Genomic DNA, 21341 nt, shown 5'->3' with positions numbered 1-21341 from the left:
ACTGACGGAGTGTTAGCGGCAATCTAGGATAAGTCCTACAAATAAAGAGGAATCAGACTACGTGTTAACTAGGTTTGCCGTAGGTAGATGCGTGAGATGTCCAGTGACGGGGCTTGATATAAGTTTAAGTGCGCAGAGAAAGTTTATCGGGAAAAGACCTTCGATGATTGTTCTTTGTTTATTTAAGACATTATCTTCGGCCCTCCCGACCAATCCATTGCAGATCGGTCGGGGAGCAGGCGTCAATGGCTGGAACGTCCGGTCATTTCCAGTGCCATGTCACTGGCGTAGCTGTCGGTCATGCCGGCGATGAAGTCGATCATGCGCAGGAACGATGCATGCAGCGGGCCGTGCGGGTTCGGCGCATTATTGCCCAGCAGATCGAGAATCCGGCGGCTCTTGAACGACGGCGTGCGGCCGTTGTGCTGTTCCAGGGCAGCACCGCAGAAGGCGTTGAGCAGAATCTCCAGGGTCGTGTAGGCGCCGATCTCATGCAGGGTCTTGCGCTTGTCCTGGAAGATTTTCTTGCGGGCGATGTCCTTGGCGTTCAACACACAGCGTTTGGCCGGTCCGTGCATGTGTTCCACCAGATCCCCCGGCAGCGTACCGGCCAGCAGCGCGTCCTGTTGTTCGACGAATGCCCGGGCAGCGGCGTTGGTCAGGTGCTCGATGGCCTTGCCGCGCAGGATCGCCAGTTTGCGCCGGCGCGAATCCTGGGGACCGAGCTGGCGATAGGTTTCCGGCAGATCATCGCCGACCAGGCCGAGCAGCAGCGACTCGACTTCGGCGTATTCCAGCAGCTCCATTTCCAGGCCATCTTCCAGATCGATCAAGGCGTAGCAGATATCGTCCGCCGCCTCCATCAGATACACCAGCGGATGGCGCGCCCAACGCTGCTCTTCCAGTTGCGGCAGACCCAGCTTGTGGGCGATCTGCTCCAGCAACGGCAACTCGCTTTGGTAGCAACCGAACTTGTGCTTTTTGTAGCCGAGGGAGTCGGCGTGACGGGCGGTCCACGGGTACTTCAGGTAAGTGCCGAGGGTGGCGTAGGTCAGCCGGGTGCCGCCGTCGAACTGGTGATACTCCAGTTGCGTGAGGACCCGGAAGCCCTGCGCATTGCCTTCGAAGTTCAGGAAGTCACCGCGCTCGGCGTCGCTCATCGCATCCAGCCAGCCACGCCCGGCAGCCTGCTGGAACCAGTGACGGATCGCGTCTTCGCCGGAATGGCCGAACGGCGGGTTGCCGATGTCGTGCGCCAGGCAGGCCGACTGGACCACCATGCCCAGATCGCTCGGTTCGCACCATTCAGGCAGGGCGCGGCGCAGGGTCTCGCCGACACGCATGCCCAGCGAGCGGCCGACGCAACTGACTTCCAGCGAGTGGGTCAGGCGCGTATGAATATGGTCGTTGCTCGACACCGGATGCACCTGAGTCTTGCGCCCCAGGCGGCGGAAGGCGCCGGAGAAGATGATGCGGTCATGGTCTTTATGGAACGGGCTGCGGCCAAGTTCCTGCGGGCTGTGCAACGGTTTGCCGAGACGTTCGCGGTTGAGCAGGGTATGCCAATCCAAGGCTGATTCTCTCCGTCTGGTGACTGATTCCCTAGCTTCCCGGTTCAGGCTGGCATCTGCAAGCGCAACTACAGCCCCGCCGCATCAATGTCGATCAGCAACAGACGCTCGCCGTTATCGAAAAACTGCCCGGCGGTCAGGCAATACTGGTTGCTGGTGGCGTCGCGATAGGTGTTGGAAAGGGTCAGTCGCCGTTCCTCCCAGCCTTCGGCCAGCAGGTGATAGAAGTAGGGGCGCCACGACCAGTTGTGGCCCAGGTAGCGGTTGTCGGCCACCCAGCCGCTTTGTCGCCACTCCAGGTTCGGCGTCAGCTGGGTGCCGTGACGGTCGCACTGATAAAAGCGCAGCAGCCAGGGAAAGGCGTCGAGCTGCGGCAGGGCACTGAGCGGCGCGCGGGCCTGAGCCCAGGTTTGCAGGATGGTCATGAGTTCGCTGAGCTGCTGGCGCATGAACATCAGCTTGCTGCGCTCGGCCAGCTTCTGACGCACGTAAGACTGGCGCAGCTCGGCAAAGCGCTCCACGAAATCATTGGTACCGAAAAGCGCCTCCTGCGCCCGGGCGAACAGAAATCCCTGCACGTAACGCGATCCGCACTCCAGCGCAAAATTCAGTTGCGCTGCGGTTTCCACGCCTTCGGCGATGATCCAGCAGCCGGTCTTTTCGGCCATTTGCGCGAGGGCCTTGACCACGTCACTGCTCGGTCCGCCAAGTGCGGCGGCCTGGAACAGGCGCATGTCGAGTTTGAGAATGTCCGGTTGCAGCGCCAGCACGCGATCAAGCTGTGAATACCCCGCGCCGAAATCATCGATGGCAATCCGGGCGCCGGCATCGCGATAGCGCGCCACGACTTCGGTCAGGCGCTGGCTGTTACCGCCCAGTTCAGTGATCTCGAAAACAATCCGTTGCGGGTCGATACCGTGCCGCGCGAGTTGCTTCAGGCTGGGCAGTGCTTGGTCGGCACGCAAGCGGCTGATCCAGCGCGGTGACATGTTCAGGCTGAGAAACCAGTCCGGCGGCGCCTCGTGCAGTCGACTCAGCGCGTTGTCGCGAATCTGCCGGTCCATTCGGCGCAGCGCGATGGCCGGGGTGCGCGGGTCGGCGAACAGCGGTCCGACCGATGCCAGTTGGCCATCGGCCTGGCGCAGACGACCCAGTGCCTCGACGCCTGCAATGCGTCCGGTGGCGGTATCGATGAAAGGTTGAAAGCAGGCGAGCGGTTGCCCGTCGATCACGGGGCCTCCTTGTCGTTCTTGTTCTGGTCAGATTTTGCCGGCCGGATAGGCAAGCGGGATTGAATCTCCGGATAAGAGATTCAATCCCGCCGGTGTTGCAAGAATGCAGCCAGATGCGTGGGGATCAGCGCTTGCTTGAACTCTGCATGACCAGCTTGATCAGCGGAGCGAGGCTGGTGCCCAGGCGGATCAGTCGGGTCAAGCCGCCGACGCCACCGCTTTTGGCCCCTTTACCCGTGATGAAACCCAGCAGCGTCACAGCCGCCACGCCCCACAACGGCGCGTGCTTGATGCCGAAACCGCCCTGCAGGTTCTGCGTCATGCCACGCATACGATGCAGAGGTTGCAAGACCTGGCCGGTTTCATGGCGGATCTCCTGTCGATGCATTTCCATGCGCAGGCGGATCAGTGCCTTGCGCATTTCCCGGCGTGAGCTGTTGTGCGGAAGTTCAGGCAGGCTCATGGCAGCAGGCGCTCCCGATCATTGGCCAGTTCTTCCAGCGTGCCGTGGAAGGGCGAGGATTCATCGAAGATCGCGGCTTTGAGACGCAGCGCGCAAAAGATTGCCGCCAAGGTGTAGAACACGCACAGACCAATAATTGCGGCCAGGCGATACGTGTCCCAGAACACGATCAGGACAAGCGTCGACAGGCCGACCAGCAACAGCAGCGCAAACACCAGCGCCAGACCGGCGAACAGCAACAGGCTGACGGTGCGTGATTTCTGTTCCTGCAGTTCGATGCCGAACAGTTCGACGTGGCTGTGCAGCAGACCGAGAACGGCAGCCCCCAGGCGACGCGTGGAAGAGGCGGTGCCCGCATTCGGGCCGGATTCACCGATCGACATGATCAGCGCCGCGTGGCCAGCAGGCCGATCAGAAAGCCGACGCCGGCGGCGATGCCCACCGATTGCCAAGGGTTGGCCGACACGTAATCCTCGGTGGCGGTGACCGCCGCCTGACCGCGCTCGCGCAGGGTTTCTTCGGTCAGCTTCAGGGTTTCCCGCGCGCGAAGCAGGCTTTCGTGGATCTGTTCGCGCAGCTCGTCAGCCTGATCACCGGCCAGCGTGGCGGTGTGTTCCAGCAACCGCTCAGTGTCGCTGACCAGAGTCTGGAAGTCGTTCATCAGGATTTCTTGAGCAGTCTTTGCCTTGATGCTGGCCATGAGGGATCTCCGTAAGTGGCGTTCTGAAGCGGTGTTCTGAAGCGTTCGAGTATGAGCCAAGTGTGAAGGTTCAGTGCAAATGGCTGGTACAACTTTTGCTGTGTCGTGGTGCGTCGATCGGTGGCAGTGCGCTGTTGCCGGGCGCGAAGCCGGGCAGAGCAAGGCCCGGATGATGAAGGTTCATGTCAGCCCATCGACCTTGTGCGCCAAAGCGGTTCACCGAACCACCGGATCAGTGATCGTGCAGTCGCAACTTGGTGCATGAAATGCGCGCATGAACCGCTTTGGTGCCTTTTTCTGCCTTGGGTCTGCCTCCTCATGGAAAATCTGCAAAGCGCTGTGGACACGCTGGTTCACAGTTCCAACACGTTGTTCATTCTGATCGGTGCGGTCATGGTACTTGCCATGCACGCCGGTTTCGCGTTTCTGGAGGTCGGAACGGTTCGCCAGAAAAACCAGGTCAACGCCCTGTCGAAAATTCTCAGCGACTTTGCGGTGTCGACCCTGGCCTATTTCTTTATAGGCTACTGGCTTTCGTACGGGGTGACCTTCCTGCAGCCGGCGGCGGTGCTCAGTGCCGATCATGGTTATGGGCTGGTGAAGTTTTTCTTCCTGCTGACCTTTGCGGCGGCGATCCCGGCAATCATCTCCGGCGGTATCGCGGAACGGGCGCGGTTTGTGCCGCAACTGTGCGCCACGGCGCTGATCGTAGCGTTCATCTACCCGTTTTTCGAAGGCATGATCTGGAACGGCAACTACGGTCTGCAAGCCTGGCTGACCGCGCAGTTCGGTGCCCCTTTCCATGACTTCGCGGGTTCGGTGGTAGTGCATGCCATGGGCGGCTGGCTGGCGCTGGCGGCGGTGTTGCTGCTCGGGCCGCGCAACGGGCGCTATCGCGATGGCAGGCTGGTGGCGTTCGCGCCGTCGAGCATTCCTTTTCTGGCGTTGGGTTCGTGGATCCTGATCGTCGGCTGGTTTGGCTTCAACGTGATGAGCGCGCAGACCCTGCAAGGGGTCAGCGGACTGGTGGCAGTCAACTCGCTGATGGCCATGGTCGGCGGCACGGTAGCGGCGTTGATCGTCGGGCGCAACGACCCGGGTTTTCTGCACAATGGCCCGCTTGCCGGGCTGGTGGCGGTGTGTGCCGGTTCCGACCTGATGCATCCGGTCGGCGCTCTGGTGACCGGCGCGATTGCCGGCGCCCTGTTTGTCTGGTGCTTCACGGCGGCGCAGGTCAAATGGCGCATCGACGATGTGCTGGGTGTCTGGCCGTTGCACGGTCTGTGTGGTGTGTGGGGCGGCATTGCCTGCGGGATCTTCGGCTCGACCGCGTTGGGCGGACTCGGCGGCGTCAGCCTGATCAGTCAGTTGATTGGCACCGCCCTCGGTGTGGCGGTGGCGCTGATCGGCGGTTTCGCTGTCTATGGTTCGATCAAGGCGCTGCATGGTCTGCGCCTGAGCCAGGAACAGGAGTACTACGGCGCTGACCTGTCGCTGCACAAGATCGGCGCGGTGAGCCAGGACTAGGTCTCTTCATCGTCGGTTCCGGGGTAAAAGCCGTGAAGCAGGCGATAGCGATCGATGCGCACCTGATCGACTTTCTCCTGCACCCGGTGCGCAGGAAACCCCAGCAGGATCAGAGCATGGGAACCGAGCATCAGGCTCGACTCCAGCAGTTCCGGCACCACTTCGCTGGCGCCGGCTGCCTTCAGCTCTGCCGACTGGCTGTCGTCCCGGGTGCGCACCAGAATCGGCACCGTCGGGTTGAGACGTCTGGCCTCCTTGAGAACCCGCAAGGCCACATCGGCCTGATCCACGGCAATCACCAGCAACCTGGCGCGCAGCAAACCGACGGCGGTGAGCAGATCCCCGCGGGTTGAATCGCCGTAGTGGACGTCGCGTTCGGCGGTGGCGGCTTCCTGAATCCGCACCGGATCGTTGTCCAGCGCGACGTAGGATTGCCCGGCATTGCGCATGAAGCGTCCGATCGACTGACCGACACGGCCGTAGCCACAGATCACCACATGCCCGTCGAACCCGGCATTGAGGGCGCTGATTTCCTCGATCTGCGCTTCCTGATTGGGTTTGCGGTGCAGGGCGGCGGCGATGCGCGGTGCGGCGCGTAACAGCAGGGGCGTCAGCAGCATCGAGCAGAAGGTGGCGGCGAGCAGCAGGGCGCCGATCTCGGCGGGGAGCAACCGGCTCTGCTGCATCTGCGCCATCAGGGCGAAGCAGAATTCACCGCCCTGGGCGAGGGCGAGACCGCTGCGCCAGGCCGTTTCACTGTCGCTGCCGCGCCATTTCACCAATAGCGCCACCACCAGGCCTTTGATCACCAGCAAACCCAGGGTCATCCCGATAATCAGCAGGCTGTGGCTGGCGAACAGTTGCAGGTCGATCAGCATGCCGATGCTGACGAAAAACAGTCCCAGCAGAATGTCGCGAAACGGCCGGATATCGGCCTCGATCTGATGCCGGTAATGGCTCTCGCCCAGCAGCATGCCCGCGAGGAACGCGCCGAGGGCCGGAGACAGGCCCAGCAGGTGGGTCAGCCAGGCCGTCAGCAACACGATCACCAGTGCCAGCAGCACGAACAACTCTGCTGAGCGGGACGCCGCGACTTCCTGAAACAGGCGGGGCAGCAGCCAGCGGCTGGCCAACAACAAACCGAAGAACAGCAAGACGGTCTTCAACAAGGTCAGGGGCAACGCCCAGTACCAGGCCTGATCACTGCTGCCGGCGAACACTGGCACCAGCGTCAGCAGCAACACGGCCACCACGTCCTGGAACAACAGGACACCCACCGCGTTCTGGCCATGGCTGCTGAAGATTTCGCCGAGACTGCCCAGCTCTTTGGTTACGATTGCAGTGGATGACAACGACAGGCCAGCGCCCAGCAGCAAGGCCGGTGTAGCAGGCATGCCCAACAGCATCAGCACGCCTCCCAGCAGGAATGTGGTGATCAGCACCTGCTGGCTGCCCAGTCGGAAAACCACCTGGCGCAGGGCAATCATTTTCGACAGGGAGAACTCCAGCCCCAGGGAAAACAGCAGAAACACCACGCCCAGTTCGGCAAGATCCGGCAGATGTTCGCTTTCATTGATCCAGTCGAATGCCTTCGGCCCGACCATCAAGCCCACGCACAGGTAGCCCAGCACAGGCGGCAGGCGCAGGCGACGGAACAGGGCAATCATCACCAGGGACGACGCCAGAATGATCAGCAGATTGGCAAACACAAGGCACTCCGGGACAGGTCAGGCTCTTCAAGCGTAGAGGTAAAAAAACACCGGAGCATCGCGTAAATGGCGATTTTGTGGGCTGATTTACATCAGGGTTTTACGAGGGACGGGATCGAACCCGGTGGGTGGGTCGACGGGCTTTGCGGGCAGGCCTAGAATGATCACTCGATTTTTGGGGTTGAGCGCACATGCTTCCTGAATGCCAGTTGTTCGGCACCCTGGGGTGCCATTTGTGTGAAGTCGCGGAGGCCGAACTGATGCCTTTCGTCGAGCATGGTCTGCTGGTGGAGCTGGTGGATATTGCTGACGATGAATCATGGTTCGAGGCTTACAGCCTGCGGATCCCGGTCTTGCGCAGGGTCGATACCGGCGCGGAACTGGGGTGGCCGTTCAGCGCCGATCAGGTGGTGGCATTCCTGCGTTAATGACTTTTTCTCGTTTGCGTTGATGGCGTTCGTCACCTTCGCTAATCACTGCTTGGCACTTTTCGGGTTATTCGGTTACTGTATGCGCATACAGTAATTGGGTTGGCCTGCCTTGCCGTTTTCGGGCATTTGTCAGGGCAAACTGGATGTCAGAGGGAGCCACCGTGGTCAATGTCGAACAGTTGAAAAGCAGCGTGAACGGGATGTCGGTTGACGTGGTGCGCGAGGCCGTCCACGAATTGCGCCTGGACGGTCTGGTCACGGAAGGCAAGACTCCCTTCAACAAGCTGCATTTCAACACCTGCTTTGCCGAGATCGAGGCGTTGTTCCAGCGCGCCGGCTATCACAAGCAACTGGATGTGGTCGGTTATCAGGGGCTTTTGTACGCCTTGTATGACCCAGGTCGCTGGGAAGCCGTTGATGTACTTCGCTGGCTGAAGGAATTCACCGAGGCAGCAGCGCTCAAATCGATCCCCGCCTGATTCCGCGCTAGGTCTGCTGCGCCCGGTGTTGGATAATGCCGCTCTGCTTTGAAGGTTAGAGTTTTCGTATGTCCAGCACATCAACGTTTTCCGCCGCACAGAATCAGGCCAGCACGCTGTATCTGCCCCCCGGTAGCTGGCGGACAGTGCTCGACTGCCTGTGTGAGCATTTCAATGCCATCGGGCGCGATCAATGGCTGGATCGGATCGCCCGGGGCCGGGTGCTCGACGGTCAGGGTCAGCCGATTGCGTTGGACTTGCCCTACAAGGAAGGGCTGCGCATTCACTATTTTCGTGAAGTGCTGGATGAAAAGCCGATCCCGGTGGTCGAGTCGATCCTGTATGCGGATGACCATCTGGTGGTGGCGGACAAGCCGCATTTCCTTCCGGTGACCCCGGCAGGCGAGTACGTCGAACAGACGTTGCTTCGCCGATTGATCCGGCGCCTGGACAATCCCCATCTGGTGCCGCTGCACCGGATTGACCGGCACACGGCCGGGCTGGTGATTTTTTCGGCCAACCCACAGACGCGGTCGGCGTATCAGTCACTGTTCCCGACTCGGCAGATCGAAAAACGCTATGAAGCCATTGCGGCCGCGCTGCCCGAGTTGGACTTTCCGTTGGTGCACAAGAGTCGCATGGTCGACGGCGAACCGTTTTTCCGCATGCAGGAAGGACCGGGTGTGAGTAACACCGAAACGGCGGTGGAGGTTCGTGAAAAGAACGGCGAACTCTGGCGCTACGGCCTGTACCCGGTAACTGGCAAGAAGCATCAGCTACGGGTGCACATGACGGCGCTGGGGGCGAGCATCTGCAATGATCCGTTCTACCCTGAAGTGCTCAAGGACGTTGAAGATGACTACGCCAATCCGCTCAAACTGCTGGCGCAGGGATTGCGATTCATCGATCCGGTCACGGGGCAGGTGCGCGAATTTGAAAGCCGAATCACGCTGGACTGGTGATTCCGGGTATCGACCCTTTTCTGCCAGACACGAAAAAGCCCGCATATTGCGGGCTTTTCTGTATCCGCTGTCGAACTGAAGACTTACAGCTCTTTGACTGTGCGGACCTGATCCTTGTTGATGCGAGTGTGCTTGCCGTCCAGTTGTTCGAACTCGTAGAAGCCCGAATCTTCATCATACTTAGGGGCGTCGACAGCCTGGATTTCGCGACCGTCATTCAAGGTGATCACTGTTGGCGAAGCGCAACCGGCGAGGGTGGCGAGGCCCAGTGCGAGCATGAAAGTGGCGAGGGTCCGTTGAGTCATGAGTGTGTCTCCGAAGGGAAATTCTTTTGGTTACTGAGCTTGAGACGTATACAAGGCGTGCAAGTTCCTTGAATGCTGTCAGTCTGACACAGTGTTGTGCGAACTCAACAGTTCAGGGGTGTTGAGATTGGCCAGGCGTGGATCGTTGTCAGGGCAAACCAGGGCCTGGGCATCAAGATTGCGCATCACTCGGCCGGGGCTGCGTTCTCCTGCGCTCCAGGCGTTTTCGAATGCCGGCAGGAGTGCCACCGGGATCACGCAAAGTAGCGGTTCCCAGTGATCGTCATGGCGCAACATTAAAGGTTTTTCAGAATTCAGACTGGCCGCCTCGCGCATGCTGTGCAGAAGCGCAATATCGATGCGCGGAACATCACAGGGCAGAACCAGCAGGTGGGTGTGGCGCGCGGCTTTCAAGCCGGCGCGTATACCGGCCAATGGTCCGGGAAAGTCCTCCTCGTCATCGCTTACCAATTGGTCGGCGAACGGCGCATAGCGTTCACGATTGCGGTTGCAGGAGATGATCAGGTCATCCGTCAACGGCCGAACCTTGCGATGCAGATGTGCGATCAGTGGTTCACCGTGCCATTCCACAAGTCCCTTGTCCTGGCCGCCCATCCGCTGGCCGCGTCCACCTGCCAGCAACAGAATGGAGCAGGGTGGTAGTGGCGAGTTCGAAGTCATGGCAGCTCTCTGCAGGGGCGGCGAAAAAAGGGGGCGCTGTGATATAACACCGGGCTGTTTCTTCTACAACTGGACGAGCCTATGAAAGCCAAGGCTGATGTACCTTTCGTGCCGCTTAATATCGCGGTGTTGACGGTCAGCGATACCCGAACCCTGGAAACCGATACCTCCGGCCAGGTCTTCGTCGACCGGCTGACGGCCGCCGGCCATTATCTGGCGCAGCGAGTGCTGCTCAAAGATGACCTGTACAAGATCCGTGCGCAAGTCGCCCACTGGATTGCCGAAGACGTCGTGCAAGTCGTGCTGATCACCGGAGGCACCGGTTTTACTGGCCGTGACAGCACTCCGGAAGCGGTCGCTTGCCTGCTGGACAAACAGGTCGATGGCTTTGGTGAGCTGTTCCGCCAGATCTCGGTGGCCGACATCGGCACCTCCACCGTGCAATCCCGGGCTTTGGCGGGACTGGCCAATGGCACGCTGGTCTGCTGCCTGCCAGGTTCGACCAACGCAGTGCGCACCGGTTGGGATGGCATCCTCGCCGAGCAACTGGACTCACGCCACCGCCCGTGCAATTTCGTCACTCATTTGAAACAGGCGGCGCCTTGTGAATCCCGTGGGTAAGCCGGGCAAGACCGGCAGCCTGATGCCCGTCGAAGAGGCATTCGCGCGATTGCTGGAAATGGCCGAGAGCTCGCGGATTGTCGAGAGTGAGTTTTTGCCACTGGCGCATGTTCAGGGGCGGGTGCTGGCGCAGGATCTGATTTCGACACTGGATCTGCCGCCGTGGCCGAACAGCGCCATGGACGGTTACGCGTTGAATCTGGCCGACTGGACCGGCGAACCGTTGCCGGTCAGTCAGAAGATCTTCGCCGGACAGGCGCCCAAGCCTTTGGAACCAGGCACCTGTGCGCGGATCTTTACCGGCGCGCCGGTGCCTGCCGGTGCCGACTGTGTCGAGATGCAGGAAAACGCCGAGATTCATGCCGACGAACGTGTGAGTTTCATCGAGACGATGGTGACCGGGCAAAACATTCGCCCGCGAGGCCAGGAAACGACTGTTGGCGAGCTGGTCTTGCCTGCCGGAACCCGGCTCGGTCCGATCGAGCAGGGGTTGGCCGCGTCACTGGGTTGCGCTGGGCTCGAGGTGACTCGCCAGGTCCGTGTGGCGGTGCTGTCCACGGGGGACGAGTTGGTCGAGCCGGGCACGACACTGGGGCCGGGACAGATCTACAACAGTAACCGGGTGTTGTTGTGCAGCTGGTTGCAGCGCCTGGGATGTGAAGTGGTGGATGCCGGTATTCTTCCTGATGACTTGCACACCACCCGTGCGCGACTTGGGGAGCTCCAGGATGTAGACCTGATCCTGTCGACCGGTGGCGTATCGGTAGGGGAAGCGGATTTCCTCGGAATCGCATTGAGGGAAGAGGGCGAACTGACACTCTGGAAGCTGGCGATCAAACCCGGCAAGCCGCTGACGGTCGGGCATTTTCGCGGTGTCCCGGTGATTGGGTTACCGGGTAATCCGGCCTCGACACTGGTGACCTTTGCTTTGTTGACCCGACCTTATCTGTTGCGTCGCCAGGGCGTGCAGGATGTCGAGCCGCTGAAGTTTTCGGTGCCCGCAGGATTTGTCTGGCCTCAGGCCGGTAACCGCCGTGAATTTCTGCGCGGACGTCTGGAGCAGGGGCAAGCGATTATCTACCGCAACCAGAGTTCGGGCGTTCTGCGCAGCGCTGCCTGGGCCGAGGGTCTGGTGGAGGTGCAGGAAGGCCGAGTCCTGGCCAAGGGTGACCAGGTGCCATTCATTCCACTCAGCGAGCTTCTCGGTTGATTGCAGGCATTTGAAAGGCAGGCATCGTCGCAAAACGATGCGTGCCTTTCAGCCGTTCAACGGCTGAGCAGTGTGACGAGCTGATCGAACCGGCTGTTGGCAATCCAGCCCAACAGTCCGAGCACCATCGCTGTCGCGCCTGCCGAATAGGCAAGACGATGTTTGATGGCTTTGACGTCTCCTCTGACTTCGTCCATGTCACGTCGAATGTACTTGAGGTGAGTTTCCAGCTCGGTGACGCGCGGTTCCATTTCGTTTTCTCCAGTACTTCTGGCGCTGCATTTGAATTCGTCTTTAAGACTGGCGCGACTTTCGGAGAGAGAGGCAACCGGACTCACGGATAATCTTGCTTCATGGCTTTGCATGGAAACACCCGCCTGATGCGATGGGGTTCTGTCGGCAAATGCCGGAATGCAAATTTTCGTAAGTCCTGAAACTGTATGCACTCATTACATGCACATCCTTGTGTAATTGAATTGAAGATTGCTGACGCCGACACACGTTGTACCAAGGACCGGGCTGGGTCAATTGAGCCGATTCCTTACGTTCTGTACGAAAATGTACCGGCATGTAGGACGATCAGTGTGAGCCTCAGGAATTAATCAGAAGGCGTGTGACTTTTTTACCTGCGTTGGTGGTCAAGATGTCCCGTACTGATTCAATTCCGGGAGTAACAGCAATGAGTGAACGCAAGGCATTGTTGATTCTGCATGGCAAGCAGGCACTCAACGAGGCGGTTCGTGCCGCTGTCGAGAACAAACGCAAGCAGGGCTGGGAACTGGCTGTGCGCCTGACCTGGGAGGCCGGCGATGCCCAGCGACTGGTGGAGGAGGCGCTGGCGGCGGGATACAGTCAGATCATTGCCGGTGGCGGAGATGGCACCCTGCGCGATATCGCCGAAGCAATGGCGGCGCAGCCGGGCAAGGCCAGCCTGGTGCTGTTGCCGCTGGGAACCGCCAACGATTTTTCCCGCGCGGCGGCCATTCCGCTGGAGCCGGCCGAAGCGCTCGAATTGCTTGAGGCACCCGCCCATGACATTGATCTGGGCGAGGTCGGCGGGCAGATTTTCCTGAACATGGCCACCGGCGGATTCGGCAGCCAGGTGACCGCCAACACGTCGGAAGATCTGAAAAAAGTGCTGGGCGGCGCGGCCTATCTGTTCACCGGTTTATCGCGGTTCAGTGAGTTGCATGCCGCTTATGGCGAATTGCAGGGTCCGGATTTTCACTGGCGTGGCGAGCTGCTGGCGCTGGGGATCGGCAACGGTCGTCAGGCGGGCGGCGGGCATGTGTTGTGCCCGGAAGCGTTGGTGGACGACGGTCTTCTGGATATCAGCATTCTGCCAGCGCCACAGGAGCTGGTCGGCACGCTGAAAAATCTGCTCAGCGACGGATTCGGCATCGATAACATGTTCGTGCGTACCCGTTTGCCGTGGGTTGAAATCAAGGTTGCCGAAGGGCTTTGCATCAATCTCGACGGTGAGCCACTGGAGGGCGACAGCCTGCGGTTTGCGGCGCGCCCGGGGGCGTTGCGTTTGCATTTGCCCAAGGACTCGCCGCTGTTGGGCGCAACGCCCCGGGTCAGTCGTCCAGACTGATGATCTGTTCGCGCACGGCGAACAGCACCAGGCCCGCCACATCGTAGATTTGCAGGCGTTTCATGATCTGCGACCGGTGGGTTTCGACCGTCTTGATGCTCAAGCCCAGGCCATTGGCGATTTCTCGCGTGGACTTGCCGCGCACGATCAAACGCAGGATTTCCAGCTGGCGTGCCGTGAGGTTGTGCGACTCGGCGACTTCCGGCTGCTGCTTCAGATTGCGGGTCAGCGCCTGATTGATCACGGTATGGGCGATGGCAGGACTCAGGTAGCGCTCGTTGTTGCGCAGTGCTTCCAGTGCATGTTCGAGCTCGGTGGCCGTGGTGTCCTTGAGCAGGTAACCGTGCGCACCGGACTCCAGCGCCTGCATGATGAGCGCGGGGTCGGTGTGCATCGACAGGATCAGCACTTTGGCGTGCGGGCGTACCCGTCTGAGCCGCTGCAAGGCTTCCAGGCCGCCGGTTTCCTTCATGGAAATGTCCAGCAATACGATATCGGGAGACAGCAGCTCGACCATCTCGAGCAGCTGCGAGCCATCATTGGCCTCGCCGATGACCGCATAACCGGGAATATCCAGCACCAGGGCGCGCACGCCGGCCCTGATCAGCGAGTGGTCATCCACCAGAAGTAAGTTACAAGTCAACGCATAACCTTATTCGTACTGGCCCGCTCGAGTGCACGGGGCGCCCAGGGGAATAGTGCTTCGATTTGAGTACCTTTGCCCGGCTCGCTGGTCACGCTCAGTGTGCCGCCCAGTTGCTCGATCCGTTCGGCCATCCCGGCCATGCCCCGCTGTCCTTCGCGACCCGGATTCGCTGCCGGGGAAAAGCCCAGGCCATCATCGCTGATCAGCAGGGTCAGGCCCTGCGGCAGGCGTTGCACGCGGATCAACAGGTTTTTGGCCTGCGCATGGCGAAGGATGTTGGTCACCGCTTCCTGAGTGATACGAAAGGCGGCCACGGCCATTTCTTCGGGGATTCCGTTCAGGCGCTGCTGGCAGTCCAGACTCCAGTGCACCGAAGTATTGGCCAGTACCTTGAGCAGGTGCGCACGCAAGCTCGCTTCCAGACCAAGGCTGGTCAGTTGCCGCGGGTTGAGAATGGCCGAAACGTCGCGAACCTTGTTAAGGGTTTCTTCGAGCGTCTCGCAAAGTACTGAACAGTGTTCCTGCATGTCCGCGGGCAAGCGACGCTTGAGCCATTCGCTTTGCAGCTTGGCGGCGGTCAGCAGTTGGCCGATATCGTCATGCAGTTCACGGCTCAGGCGATGGCGCTCGTTTTCCTGGACTTCCAGCAAACGGTCGGCGAGTTCCTGAGGCTGGAACTTGATGGATTTGCGCGACAGACGATGTTGGGTCCAGACGCAACCGGCAGCCGCCACGTTGATCAGCAGCAGGCCGAGCGACAACGGCGCAGAGATGCCATAGCTCAACAGACTGCCCAAGGCCGAAGCCGTGCACAGCAGGAGTGTGAACCTGCGGGCATTTTCTCGGGAGGGAGGCCATGTGGTGATTGACTTGAGGCTGGCGTACATAGCGGATGGAGCCAATGGATGTTCGCTGCGGGCAGACCGGTCAGAAGGGCTGGCGGTCTCTGTCTGGAAAACTGTCATTCAGGTTGTTGATTTCAAAACGGTTCAGTGATCGATAATTGAGCGCCAACTTCGGTGGAGACTGCTCATAGAAGTCACAATGCCATTAACTGAAACAACTAACGGGCGGCATAATACCACTTAACATACCGTTGGTCGCGTTTGCGCTATATGTCCAAAGAGTCAGGAAACAGGCCATGTTGGACGAGGGTTCCATAATGGAAAAGTTGAAGTACCCGACTCGATAATTATCGATGCACCACAAGTTTTCTTTTACACAGGAAAACCCTGACATCCGCAGAGGATAGTCTGCATTCATCGCACGTAATTATTTATTGGGAGGTGTCGCAGGCAGGCATGAACTATTCAATTGCGACATTCGACGGCGAGAACTGACGGGCCCGAACAGCCCACTGTATGCTCGGTTACGCTTGGCGTTCCGTCCAGGAGACGAGGGACATCGGCTTGCCATTGAGCGGCATTTGAAAGTGAGTCTGTCCGACCTGGCAGGCAAAGGCTTCAATCAGCGACGCCTGCTCGCTTTCATCGAGGCCCAATTGGCCGGTGCTTGGGTCAACCAGCTCCAGTTGCCAGGCCATCAGGGTGAAGCAGTCTTTCAGTGCTTCCAGGGCCTGCGCATGCAAATCCACGTGATCCTGAACCTGGGTGAGCAGGCCATGCAGGTGCAGGGAGAATTCGGACACCGCCCCCAGCGCCAGGGCATCGGCCTTGTTCGCCAGCTTGAGGAGGGTGCTGAGCATGCAGTCGATGGCGTCCTTGTCATTGCTGATCAGCTGCAAGTGGCTGAGGCATTCTTCAGACTTGGCCAGGAGCGTTTCAGCCTCGACAAGAAATTCGGGGAACCGCTGCGCCCAGTCACTACGGTCGTTCGGCATGCTTATCTCCACCACGTCATGTCTGATGAGGGAATGCCGTGTGTGTCGACGATCATGAACCGTCGCGAGACCGCGCCCCGGTGTGCATTGGCACAGACCTGGGGTTTCAAGAGGATGTGTTTCCACTGAATTGCGATCGCACACAATAGCCTGACTCCGTTCATGCAATGAGAATGGCGTCACATTAATGGCTATTGGATATCGCGAATATCAGGTTGGGCCTGATTGTTACTAGGGGATTCCCTTAGGCATGGGAACCTGTCGCGCAAATCAAGGTCGCGCCGAAGAGAATGTAGCAGATGATTTCACCGGGCCAGTAAAGCATGATGTTAATGTGACATCAATGCCTGCTCATGGCATTTTGTTGGTGATTTGTGACGGGATCAAGATCCGTCAGATTCAGCCGATAACCCCCAATAGTGAATTCATCAGAACAAGCCCAGGAGTCATTGATGGCCGGCATTCTCGACACGGTAGACCAACGCACGCAACTGGTGGGTGAGAATCGCCTGGAAATTCTCATGTTTCGACTGGCCGGACGCCAATTGTTCGCGATCAACGTGTTCAAGGTGCAGGAAGTCCTGCAGTTGCCGAAACTGACCCTGATGCCCCAGCGTCACCCGTTTGTCTGTGGCGTGGTCAATCTGCGTGGGCAGACGCTGCCGGTGATCGACCTGTCCCAGGCGATCGGCATGCGCCCGTTGGTACCAGGTCCGAACAGCACGATCATCGTTACCGAATACAACCGTTCGGTGCAGGCGTTCCTCGTCGGTGGCGTGGACCGCATCGTCAACATGAACTGGGAAGCCATCCTGCCGCCGCCGACCAGCGCCGGTCGCCAGCATTACCTGACGGCCATCAGCAAGGTCGACGATCAACTGGTGGAAATCATCGACGTCGAGAAAGTCCTCGCCGAAATCGTGCCGTACAACGCCAAGGTTTCGCGCGACAAACTGGACGATCCGGTGCTCGAACGCGCCCGTGGCCGTGAAGTGTTGCTGGTGGACGACTCCAACGTGGCGCTCTCGCAATTGCGTGACACCCTAGGCCAGTTGGGCGTGAAGATGCACATCGCCAGCGACGGCCTGAAAGCCCTGAACATGCTCAAGGCCTGGGCGGACACCGGGGTGAACATGACCGACAAGCTGCTGATGATCTTTACCGACGCTGAAATGCCGGAAATGGATGGCTACCGGCTGACCACCGAAATCCGCAACGACCCGCGCCTGCGTGGCCTGTATGTGGTGCTGCACACCTCGCTGTCCGGCAGTTTCAACGACTCGATGGTGAAGAAGGTCGGCTGCGACAACTTCCTCTCCAAGTTCCAGCCGGACAAGCTGGTCGATGTGGTGCGCCAGCGTCTGATGCTCGACGAAGTGCCGGCCTGATCAACGTGTCGAGGCTGACCCTGCGTCAGCCTTTGATTCGCTGACAAAGCTCGTATAGGGTGGCGTTTTTGACCCACCAGGGAGCTGGCCATGCTGCGTCTGAGCGCGCTTTATCGTTACCCGTTGAAATCCGCCAAGGGCGAGGTCCTGCAAGGGATCGGCCTGGACAAACTGGGGCTTGAGGGCGACCGACGCTGGATGCTGGTGGACGAGGCCAGCGGGCGATTCCTGACCCAGCGTGCCGAAGCGAAGATGAGCCAGTTGTCGGCATTGTGGAATGCCAGCGGCGGTCTGACGCTCAGCGCGCCGGGGCATTCGGCAATCGATGTCGCCTTGCCCGGCAGCGACGACGACCTGCGCGGCGTAACCATCTGGCGTGACACCCTGCGTGTGCCGGATGCCGGTGAAGAGGCGGCCCGCTGGGTCAGCGATTTCATCGGCAAACCGACCCGCCTGGTGCAAGTGCCGCTGGATCGTGCCCGGACGACCCAGGCCGGGTACGGCAACGATGACGATCAAGTGGCATTCGCCGATGGTTTCCCGCTGCTGCTGATTGGTGAGGCCTCGCTGCAACACCTGTCGCAGGAAGTCGGGCGTCCGCTGGAAATGCTGCGGTTCCGGCCGAATCTGGTGATCGAAGGCAGTGATGCTTACGCCGAGGATGGCTGGAAGCGGATTCGAATCGGCGATGTCGAGTTCCGCGTGGTCAAGTCCTGCTCGCGGTGCATTCTCACCACGATCGATCCGCAGACAGGTGAGCGCAGCGCTGACCGTGAACCGCTGGCGACCTTGCAGAAGACTCGCGCCCAGGCCGACGGCGCGATGTTTGGCCAGAACCTGGTCAACGACGGCAACGGCCGGCTTGAAGTCGGCATGCCGGTGGAAATTCTCGAATAACCCGCTCTGAAACGAAAAAATGCCCGTGTCCTTGGACACGGGCATTTTTTATTGCCGTAGGAAACCGGGGTTTCAGCCGCGGTATTCGCACAGGTAAGCGGTGTCGACGGCCACTTTCAGCTGGAACTTGCTGTTGGCTGGCACGTTGAACTGGCTGCCGGCGGCGAAGGTTTCCCAGTCGCTGCTGTCCGGCAGTTTGACGGTCAGTGCGCCCGAAACCACGTGCATGATTTCACGCTGGCTGGTGCCGAATTCGTATTCGCCCGGGGCCATGACGCCGATGGTCGCAGGGCCTTCAGCGGTGCCAAAAGCGATCGACTTGACGGTGCCGTCGAAGTACTCGTTGACTTTAAACATGGGCGATTCCTCTCGAAAAGGGCTTAAAAGGGTCAAAAAGGGTCGGCCAGTATGCACAAGGCTCATGGCGCCGTCACCTGCCCTAGAGCGGCAGCACCAACGGCAATAATCGGGCGGTATTGCGCGCATCTTCCAGCGCCCGGTGTTGTTGACCGGTGAATTGCATGCCCGCCAGTTGCAACGCGCCATTGAGGCCCAGTGGCCGTTCGAGGCGTCGGGCCTTGGCAAAGCGCTGTTTGAGGTTCATGTGCGGCACCCGGCTCAGCGCGCTGTCGAGTTGCAGGCGCTGCCATTCCTGAAGCAACTGTTTGCGGTCGTAATCGCCCCAGCTCGCCCAGCCTTCAAGGCGTGTCTGGTGCTGACCGAGCCAGCGCTCGAACGCAGGCCACACTTCACTCAACGGCTGCGCCGCGTCGATGTTGGCCTGGGTGATGTGCGTGAGTTCGCGGCAAAACGGCGTCAGCAAGGGGCGCCGCGTCGGTTTGACGAAGCGCTGGAAGTGATCCTGCTCGCGACCGGCGCGATCAACCAGGGTCGCGCCGATCTCGATGATCTCCATTTCCGTAACCGGCCAGCCACCCTCATCGGTGGTGGCTTCCAGATCTATGACCAGCCAATGGGGCATCGCAGGGTTCCTGATTTCCGCGTCCTGATTATTCAGAGCGTAGTCAAACCTTGCGGATGCGCGCGGCGACTACTCGACCTGCAACAGAACCTGACGATTTTTTACCTGATCGCCGATCTTGACCTGCACCCGCTTGAGCACGCCGTCGATGCCGGCCTTGAGCGGGTGCTCCATTTTCATCGCTTCCAGCACCACCAGCAGCTGGCCCTTGCTGACCGGGCTGCCTTCGCTGACAAGCACATCGATGATGGCGCCATCCATCGGGGCTTTCAACGTGCCGGAACTGACGCTGGTCTGACTGTCGATCACCGCGTGAGTTCGATCCACCAGGTGCAGGCTGCCGGGGTGGGTGAACAGCCAGAGCTGGTCGTCGCGCAGCCGATAGGCATGGCGCTGACGCAGGCCATCGATCTCCAGCGTCACAGCCCCGTCGGTGTGCTCGACCCGTTTGACTTCGATCACGCGCTCCGCGACCTGCACTGCAAACGTGTTGTCCGGACTGGCGCGCAGTTGCACGTTCCAGTCGCGGGCGTCGAGGCCGATGCGATAAAGCAACGGCGCACCGGCATTGTTGCGCCATCCGGACAACGGGGCGCGGTGTCGCTGTGCGACAGATTGGTAAAACAGTACCGCCGCCACGGCCAGCTCTTCGGCACTGGGCGAATAGGCGCGAAGGCAGTCGTGATCGGCGAAGAACTGCGGGATGAAGCCAGTGCCGAATTCTCCGCTGATGAACTGCGGATGCTGCAACAGGCTGGCGAGCAATCGCTGATTGCTATGCACGCCCAGCAACACGCTGTCCTGAACCGCACACAACAGTTTGCGCCGGGCCTCTTCACGGGTCGCGCCGTGGGCGATCAGTTTGCCGAGCATCGGGTCGTAGAACGGTGAGACCGACTGGCCTTCGATCATGCCGTGATCAATTCGCGCACCGCGATCCAGTGCCGGCGCCCAGGCTTCGACACACCCGGTCTGCGGAAGAAAACCCTGGGCTGGATCTTCGGCGTAGAGGCGTACTTCCATCGCGTGGCCATCGAGTTTGACCTGCGCTTGCGACAGCGGCAGAGGCTGGCCCTCGGCAACCAAAAGCTGCCACGCCACCAGATCCAGCCCAGTGATCAGTTCAGTCACCGGGTGCTCGACCTGCAACCGGGTGTTCATCTCCAGAAAGTAGAACCGGCCATCGGCATCAAGCAAAAACTCCACGGTGCCGGCGCCGACATAGTTCACCGCACGCCCGGCCTTGAGCGCCGCTTCGCCCATTGCCTGGCGCAGTTCTTCGGTCATCACTGGGCAGGGTGCTTCTTCGATGACTTTCTGGTGCCGACGCTGAATCGAACAGTCGCGTTCCCCGAGGTAGATCAGGTTGCCGTGATGATCGCCGAACAGCTGCACTTCGACATGGCGCGGTTCGATCAACGCCTGTTCGAGGATCAGTTCGTCGCTGCCGAAACCGTTCAAGGCTTCGGAGCGCGCCGTGCGCAATTGCGCTGGCAATTCCTCGACGCTGTGCACCAGACGCATGCCGCGCCCGCCACCGCCGGCGCTGGCCTTGATCATCAACGGGTAACCGATGCGCTCGGCTTCGCGGGTCAGCGTCACGTCGTCCTGCTCGGCGCCTTGATAGCCGGCGATGCACGGGACGCCGGCGGCGAGCATGGCGATTTTCGACTGTCGTTTGCTGCCCATCAGTTCGATGGCTTCGACGCTGGGGCCGATGAAGGTCAGGCCGGCCTGTTCGCAGGCGCGGGCGAATTCGGCATTTTCCGAGAGAAAGCCGTAGCCGGGATGGATCGCGTCGGCACCGCTGCGCCGGGCGGCGTCGAGGATCGCCGTGATGTTCAGGTAGGACTGCTGCACCGGCGCCGGGCCGATGTTCACGGCCTCGTCCGCCATTTGAACATGCAGTGCATTGGCGTCGGCATCGCTAAAAACCGCGACCGTGCGATAACCGAGGGCCTGGGCGGTGCGCTGGATGCGGCAGGCGATTTCACCGCGGTTGGCGATCAGGATTTTGTGGAGGGCGGGCATGGTGGTTTTCCTGAATGTTGGCGGTGGATTGAAGGGCCTCATCGCGGGCAAGCCCGCTCCCACAGGATT

General features: G+C 60.2%; 24 protein-coding genes. 9 read left to right on the top strand and 15 right to left on the bottom strand.

Annotation, left to right across the window (positions count from 1 at the left end):
* Window positions 1-242 precede the first annotated feature (242 nt).
* From ABFB52_RS20710 to ABFB52_RS20690, 5 genes are all read right to left on the bottom strand, one after another.
* Entirely contained in the window at window positions 243-1571 is a 1329-nt protein-coding gene (locus ABFB52_RS20710; RefSeq protein WP_085744960.1) for a deoxyguanosinetriphosphate triphosphohydrolase, read from the bottom strand.
* Window positions 1572-1639: 68 nt separating this feature from the next.
* Window positions 1640-2803 carry an EAL domain-containing protein gene (locus ABFB52_RS20705; RefSeq protein ID WP_085744959.1) on the bottom strand — a complete coding sequence of 388 codons (1164 nt, stop codon included), beginning with the start codon at window positions 2801-2803 and terminating at the stop codon, window positions 1640-1642.
* Between the two features lie 124 nt (window positions 2804-2927).
* Complete coding sequence (locus tag ABFB52_RS20700) at window positions 2928-3266, bottom strand: hypothetical protein (protein ID WP_085744958.1); 339 nt, start codon at window positions 3264-3266, stop codon at window positions 2928-2930.
* Window positions 3263-3649 carry a phage holin family protein gene (locus ABFB52_RS20695; protein ID WP_085744957.1) on the bottom strand — a complete coding sequence of 129 codons (387 nt, stop codon included), beginning with the start codon at window positions 3647-3649 and terminating at the stop codon, window positions 3263-3265. The genes ABFB52_RS20700 and ABFB52_RS20695 overlap by 4 nt, the downstream gene beginning before the upstream one ends.
* A gap of 2 nt (window positions 3650-3651) precedes the next feature.
* Window positions 3652-3966, bottom strand: coding sequence for a YqjD family protein (locus ABFB52_RS20690; protein ID WP_085744956.1), 315 nt, complete (start codon window positions 3964-3966; stop codon window positions 3652-3654).
* Window positions 3967-4284: 318 nt separating this feature from the next.
* Between ABFB52_RS20690 and ABFB52_RS20685 the strand changes: the two genes are divergently transcribed.
* Window positions 4285-5493 (top strand): ammonium transporter, encoded by a 1209-nt coding sequence (locus ABFB52_RS20685; protein WP_085744955.1) that lies wholly within the window; start codon window positions 4285-4287, stop codon window positions 5491-5493.
* On the opposite strand, the gene ABFB52_RS20680 is transcribed toward ABFB52_RS20685, so the two are convergent.
* Window positions 5490-7202, bottom strand: coding sequence for a monovalent cation:proton antiporter-2 (CPA2) family protein (locus tag ABFB52_RS20680; protein WP_129972565.1), 1713 nt, complete (start codon window positions 7200-7202; stop codon window positions 5490-5492). The two genes, ABFB52_RS20685 and ABFB52_RS20680, sit on opposite strands and share 4 nt — an antisense overlap.
* 191 nt (window positions 7203-7393) lie before the next feature.
* Between ABFB52_RS20680 and ABFB52_RS20675 the strand changes: the two genes are divergently transcribed.
* From ABFB52_RS20675 to ABFB52_RS20665, 3 genes are all read left to right on the top strand, one after another.
* On the top strand, window positions 7394-7630 hold the full coding sequence (locus ABFB52_RS20675; protein ID WP_007955734.1) for a glutaredoxin family protein: 237 nt from the start codon (window positions 7394-7396) through the stop codon (window positions 7628-7630).
* Between the two features lie 164 nt (window positions 7631-7794).
* Entirely contained in the window at window positions 7795-8112 is a 318-nt protein-coding gene (locus ABFB52_RS20670; protein WP_064598282.1) for a hypothetical protein, read from the top strand.
* Window positions 8113-8180: 68 nt separating this feature from the next.
* Window positions 8181-9074, top strand: coding sequence for a pseudouridine synthase (locus ABFB52_RS20665; protein WP_129972566.1), 894 nt, complete (start codon window positions 8181-8183; stop codon window positions 9072-9074).
* An 83-nt stretch (window positions 9075-9157) separates the two neighbouring features.
* Here ABFB52_RS20665 and ABFB52_RS20660 read toward each other — a convergent pair whose 3' ends face one another.
* Both ABFB52_RS20660 and mobA read right to left on the bottom strand, forming a co-directional pair.
* Entirely contained in the window at window positions 9158-9379 is a 222-nt protein-coding gene (locus ABFB52_RS20660; protein ID WP_039770418.1) for a YgdI/YgdR family lipoprotein, read from the bottom strand.
* 78 nt (window positions 9380-9457) lie between these two features.
* On the bottom strand, window positions 9458-10060 hold the full coding sequence (gene mobA / locus ABFB52_RS20655; RefSeq protein WP_085744952.1) for a molybdenum cofactor guanylyltransferase MobA: 603 nt from the start codon (window positions 10058-10060) through the stop codon (window positions 9458-9460).
* Between the two features lie 81 nt (window positions 10061-10141).
* Between mobA and moaB the strand changes: the two genes are divergently transcribed.
* Both moaB and glp read left to right on the top strand, forming a co-directional pair.
* Window positions 10142-10681 (top strand): molybdenum cofactor biosynthesis protein B, encoded by a 540-nt coding sequence (moaB, locus tag ABFB52_RS20650; RefSeq protein WP_085744951.1) that lies wholly within the window; start codon window positions 10142-10144, stop codon window positions 10679-10681.
* The gene (gene glp, locus ABFB52_RS20645; RefSeq protein WP_129972567.1) at window positions 10665-11891 is read left to right on the top strand and encodes a gephyrin-like molybdotransferase Glp; all 1227 of its coding nucleotides are present in this window, start codon (window positions 10665-10667) and stop codon (window positions 11889-11891) included. Before moaB ends, glp begins: the two co-directional genes overlap by 17 nt.
* Window positions 11892-11947: 56 nt before the next feature.
* Here the strand turns inward: glp and ABFB52_RS20640 are convergent, their stop codons facing one another.
* A complete protein-coding gene (locus ABFB52_RS20640; protein ID WP_173892738.1) occupies window positions 11948-12256 on the bottom strand; it encodes a hypothetical protein in 309 nt (102 codons plus the stop codon).
* 314 nt (window positions 12257-12570) lie between these two features.
* Between ABFB52_RS20640 and yegS the strand changes: the two genes are divergently transcribed.
* Window positions 12571-13488, top strand: coding sequence for a lipid kinase YegS (yegS, locus tag ABFB52_RS20635; RefSeq protein WP_102686451.1), 918 nt, complete (start codon window positions 12571-12573; stop codon window positions 13486-13488).
* Here yegS and ABFB52_RS20630 read toward each other — a convergent pair.
* The 3 genes from ABFB52_RS20630 to ABFB52_RS20620 all read right to left on the bottom strand — a co-directional run bounded on the left by ABFB52_RS20630 (window position 13472) and on the right by ABFB52_RS20620 (window position 15974).
* Window positions 13472-14131 carry a response regulator transcription factor gene (locus tag ABFB52_RS20630; RefSeq protein ID WP_007955750.1) on the bottom strand — a complete coding sequence of 220 codons (660 nt, stop codon included), beginning with the start codon at window positions 14129-14131 and terminating at the stop codon, window positions 13472-13474. The two genes, yegS and ABFB52_RS20630, sit on opposite strands and share 17 nt — an antisense overlap.
* Complete coding sequence (locus tag ABFB52_RS20625; RefSeq protein WP_085744948.1) at window positions 14128-15021, bottom strand: sensor histidine kinase; 894 nt, start codon at window positions 15019-15021, stop codon at window positions 14128-14130. Before ABFB52_RS20625 ends, ABFB52_RS20630 begins: the two co-directional genes overlap by 4 nt.
* A 482-nt stretch (window positions 15022-15503) precedes the next feature.
* Window positions 15504-15974: a hypothetical protein gene (locus tag ABFB52_RS20620; RefSeq protein WP_085744947.1), complete on the bottom strand. Its 471-nt coding sequence runs from the start codon at window positions 15972-15974 to the stop codon at window positions 15504-15506.
* Between the two features lie 452 nt (window positions 15975-16426).
* Here ABFB52_RS20620 and ABFB52_RS20615 point away from each other — a divergent pair, with 452 nt between their 5' ends.
* Window positions 16427-17362, top strand: a complete 936-nt coding sequence (locus tag ABFB52_RS20615; protein ID WP_034155209.1) for a chemotaxis protein CheV — start codon at window positions 16427-16429, stop codon at window positions 17360-17362.
* A gap of 90 nt (window positions 17363-17452) precedes the next feature.
* Window positions 17453-18259, top strand: a complete 807-nt coding sequence (locus ABFB52_RS20610; protein ID WP_085744946.1) for an MOSC domain-containing protein — start codon at window positions 17453-17455, stop codon at window positions 18257-18259.
* Window positions 18260-18331: 72 nt separating this feature from the next.
* Here the strand turns inward: ABFB52_RS20610 and ABFB52_RS20605 are convergent, their stop codons facing one another.
* From ABFB52_RS20605 to ABFB52_RS20595, 3 genes are all read right to left on the bottom strand, one after another.
* Window positions 18332-18616 (bottom strand): pyrimidine/purine nucleoside phosphorylase, encoded by a 285-nt coding sequence (locus ABFB52_RS20605; protein ID WP_007940055.1) that lies wholly within the window; start codon window positions 18614-18616, stop codon window positions 18332-18334.
* 82 nt (window positions 18617-18698) lie between these two features.
* Window positions 18699-19241, bottom strand: a complete 543-nt coding sequence (locus ABFB52_RS20600) for an exonuclease domain-containing protein (RefSeq protein ID WP_011335265.1) — start codon at window positions 19239-19241, stop codon at window positions 18699-18701.
* Window positions 19242-19310: 69 nt separating this feature from the next.
* Window positions 19311-21272, bottom strand: a complete 1962-nt coding sequence (locus ABFB52_RS20595; RefSeq protein WP_129972568.1) for an acetyl/propionyl/methylcrotonyl-CoA carboxylase subunit alpha — start codon at window positions 21270-21272, stop codon at window positions 19311-19313.
* Window positions 21273-21341: the final 69 nt, after the last annotated feature.

The organism is Pseudomonas sp. 9.2(2024) (assembly GCF_039695385.1).
Lineage (GTDB): Bacteria > Pseudomonadota > Gammaproteobacteria > Pseudomonadales > Pseudomonadaceae > Aquipseudomonas > Aquipseudomonas paraglycinae.
This window is presented reverse-complemented; position numbering and strand designations above follow the sequence as displayed.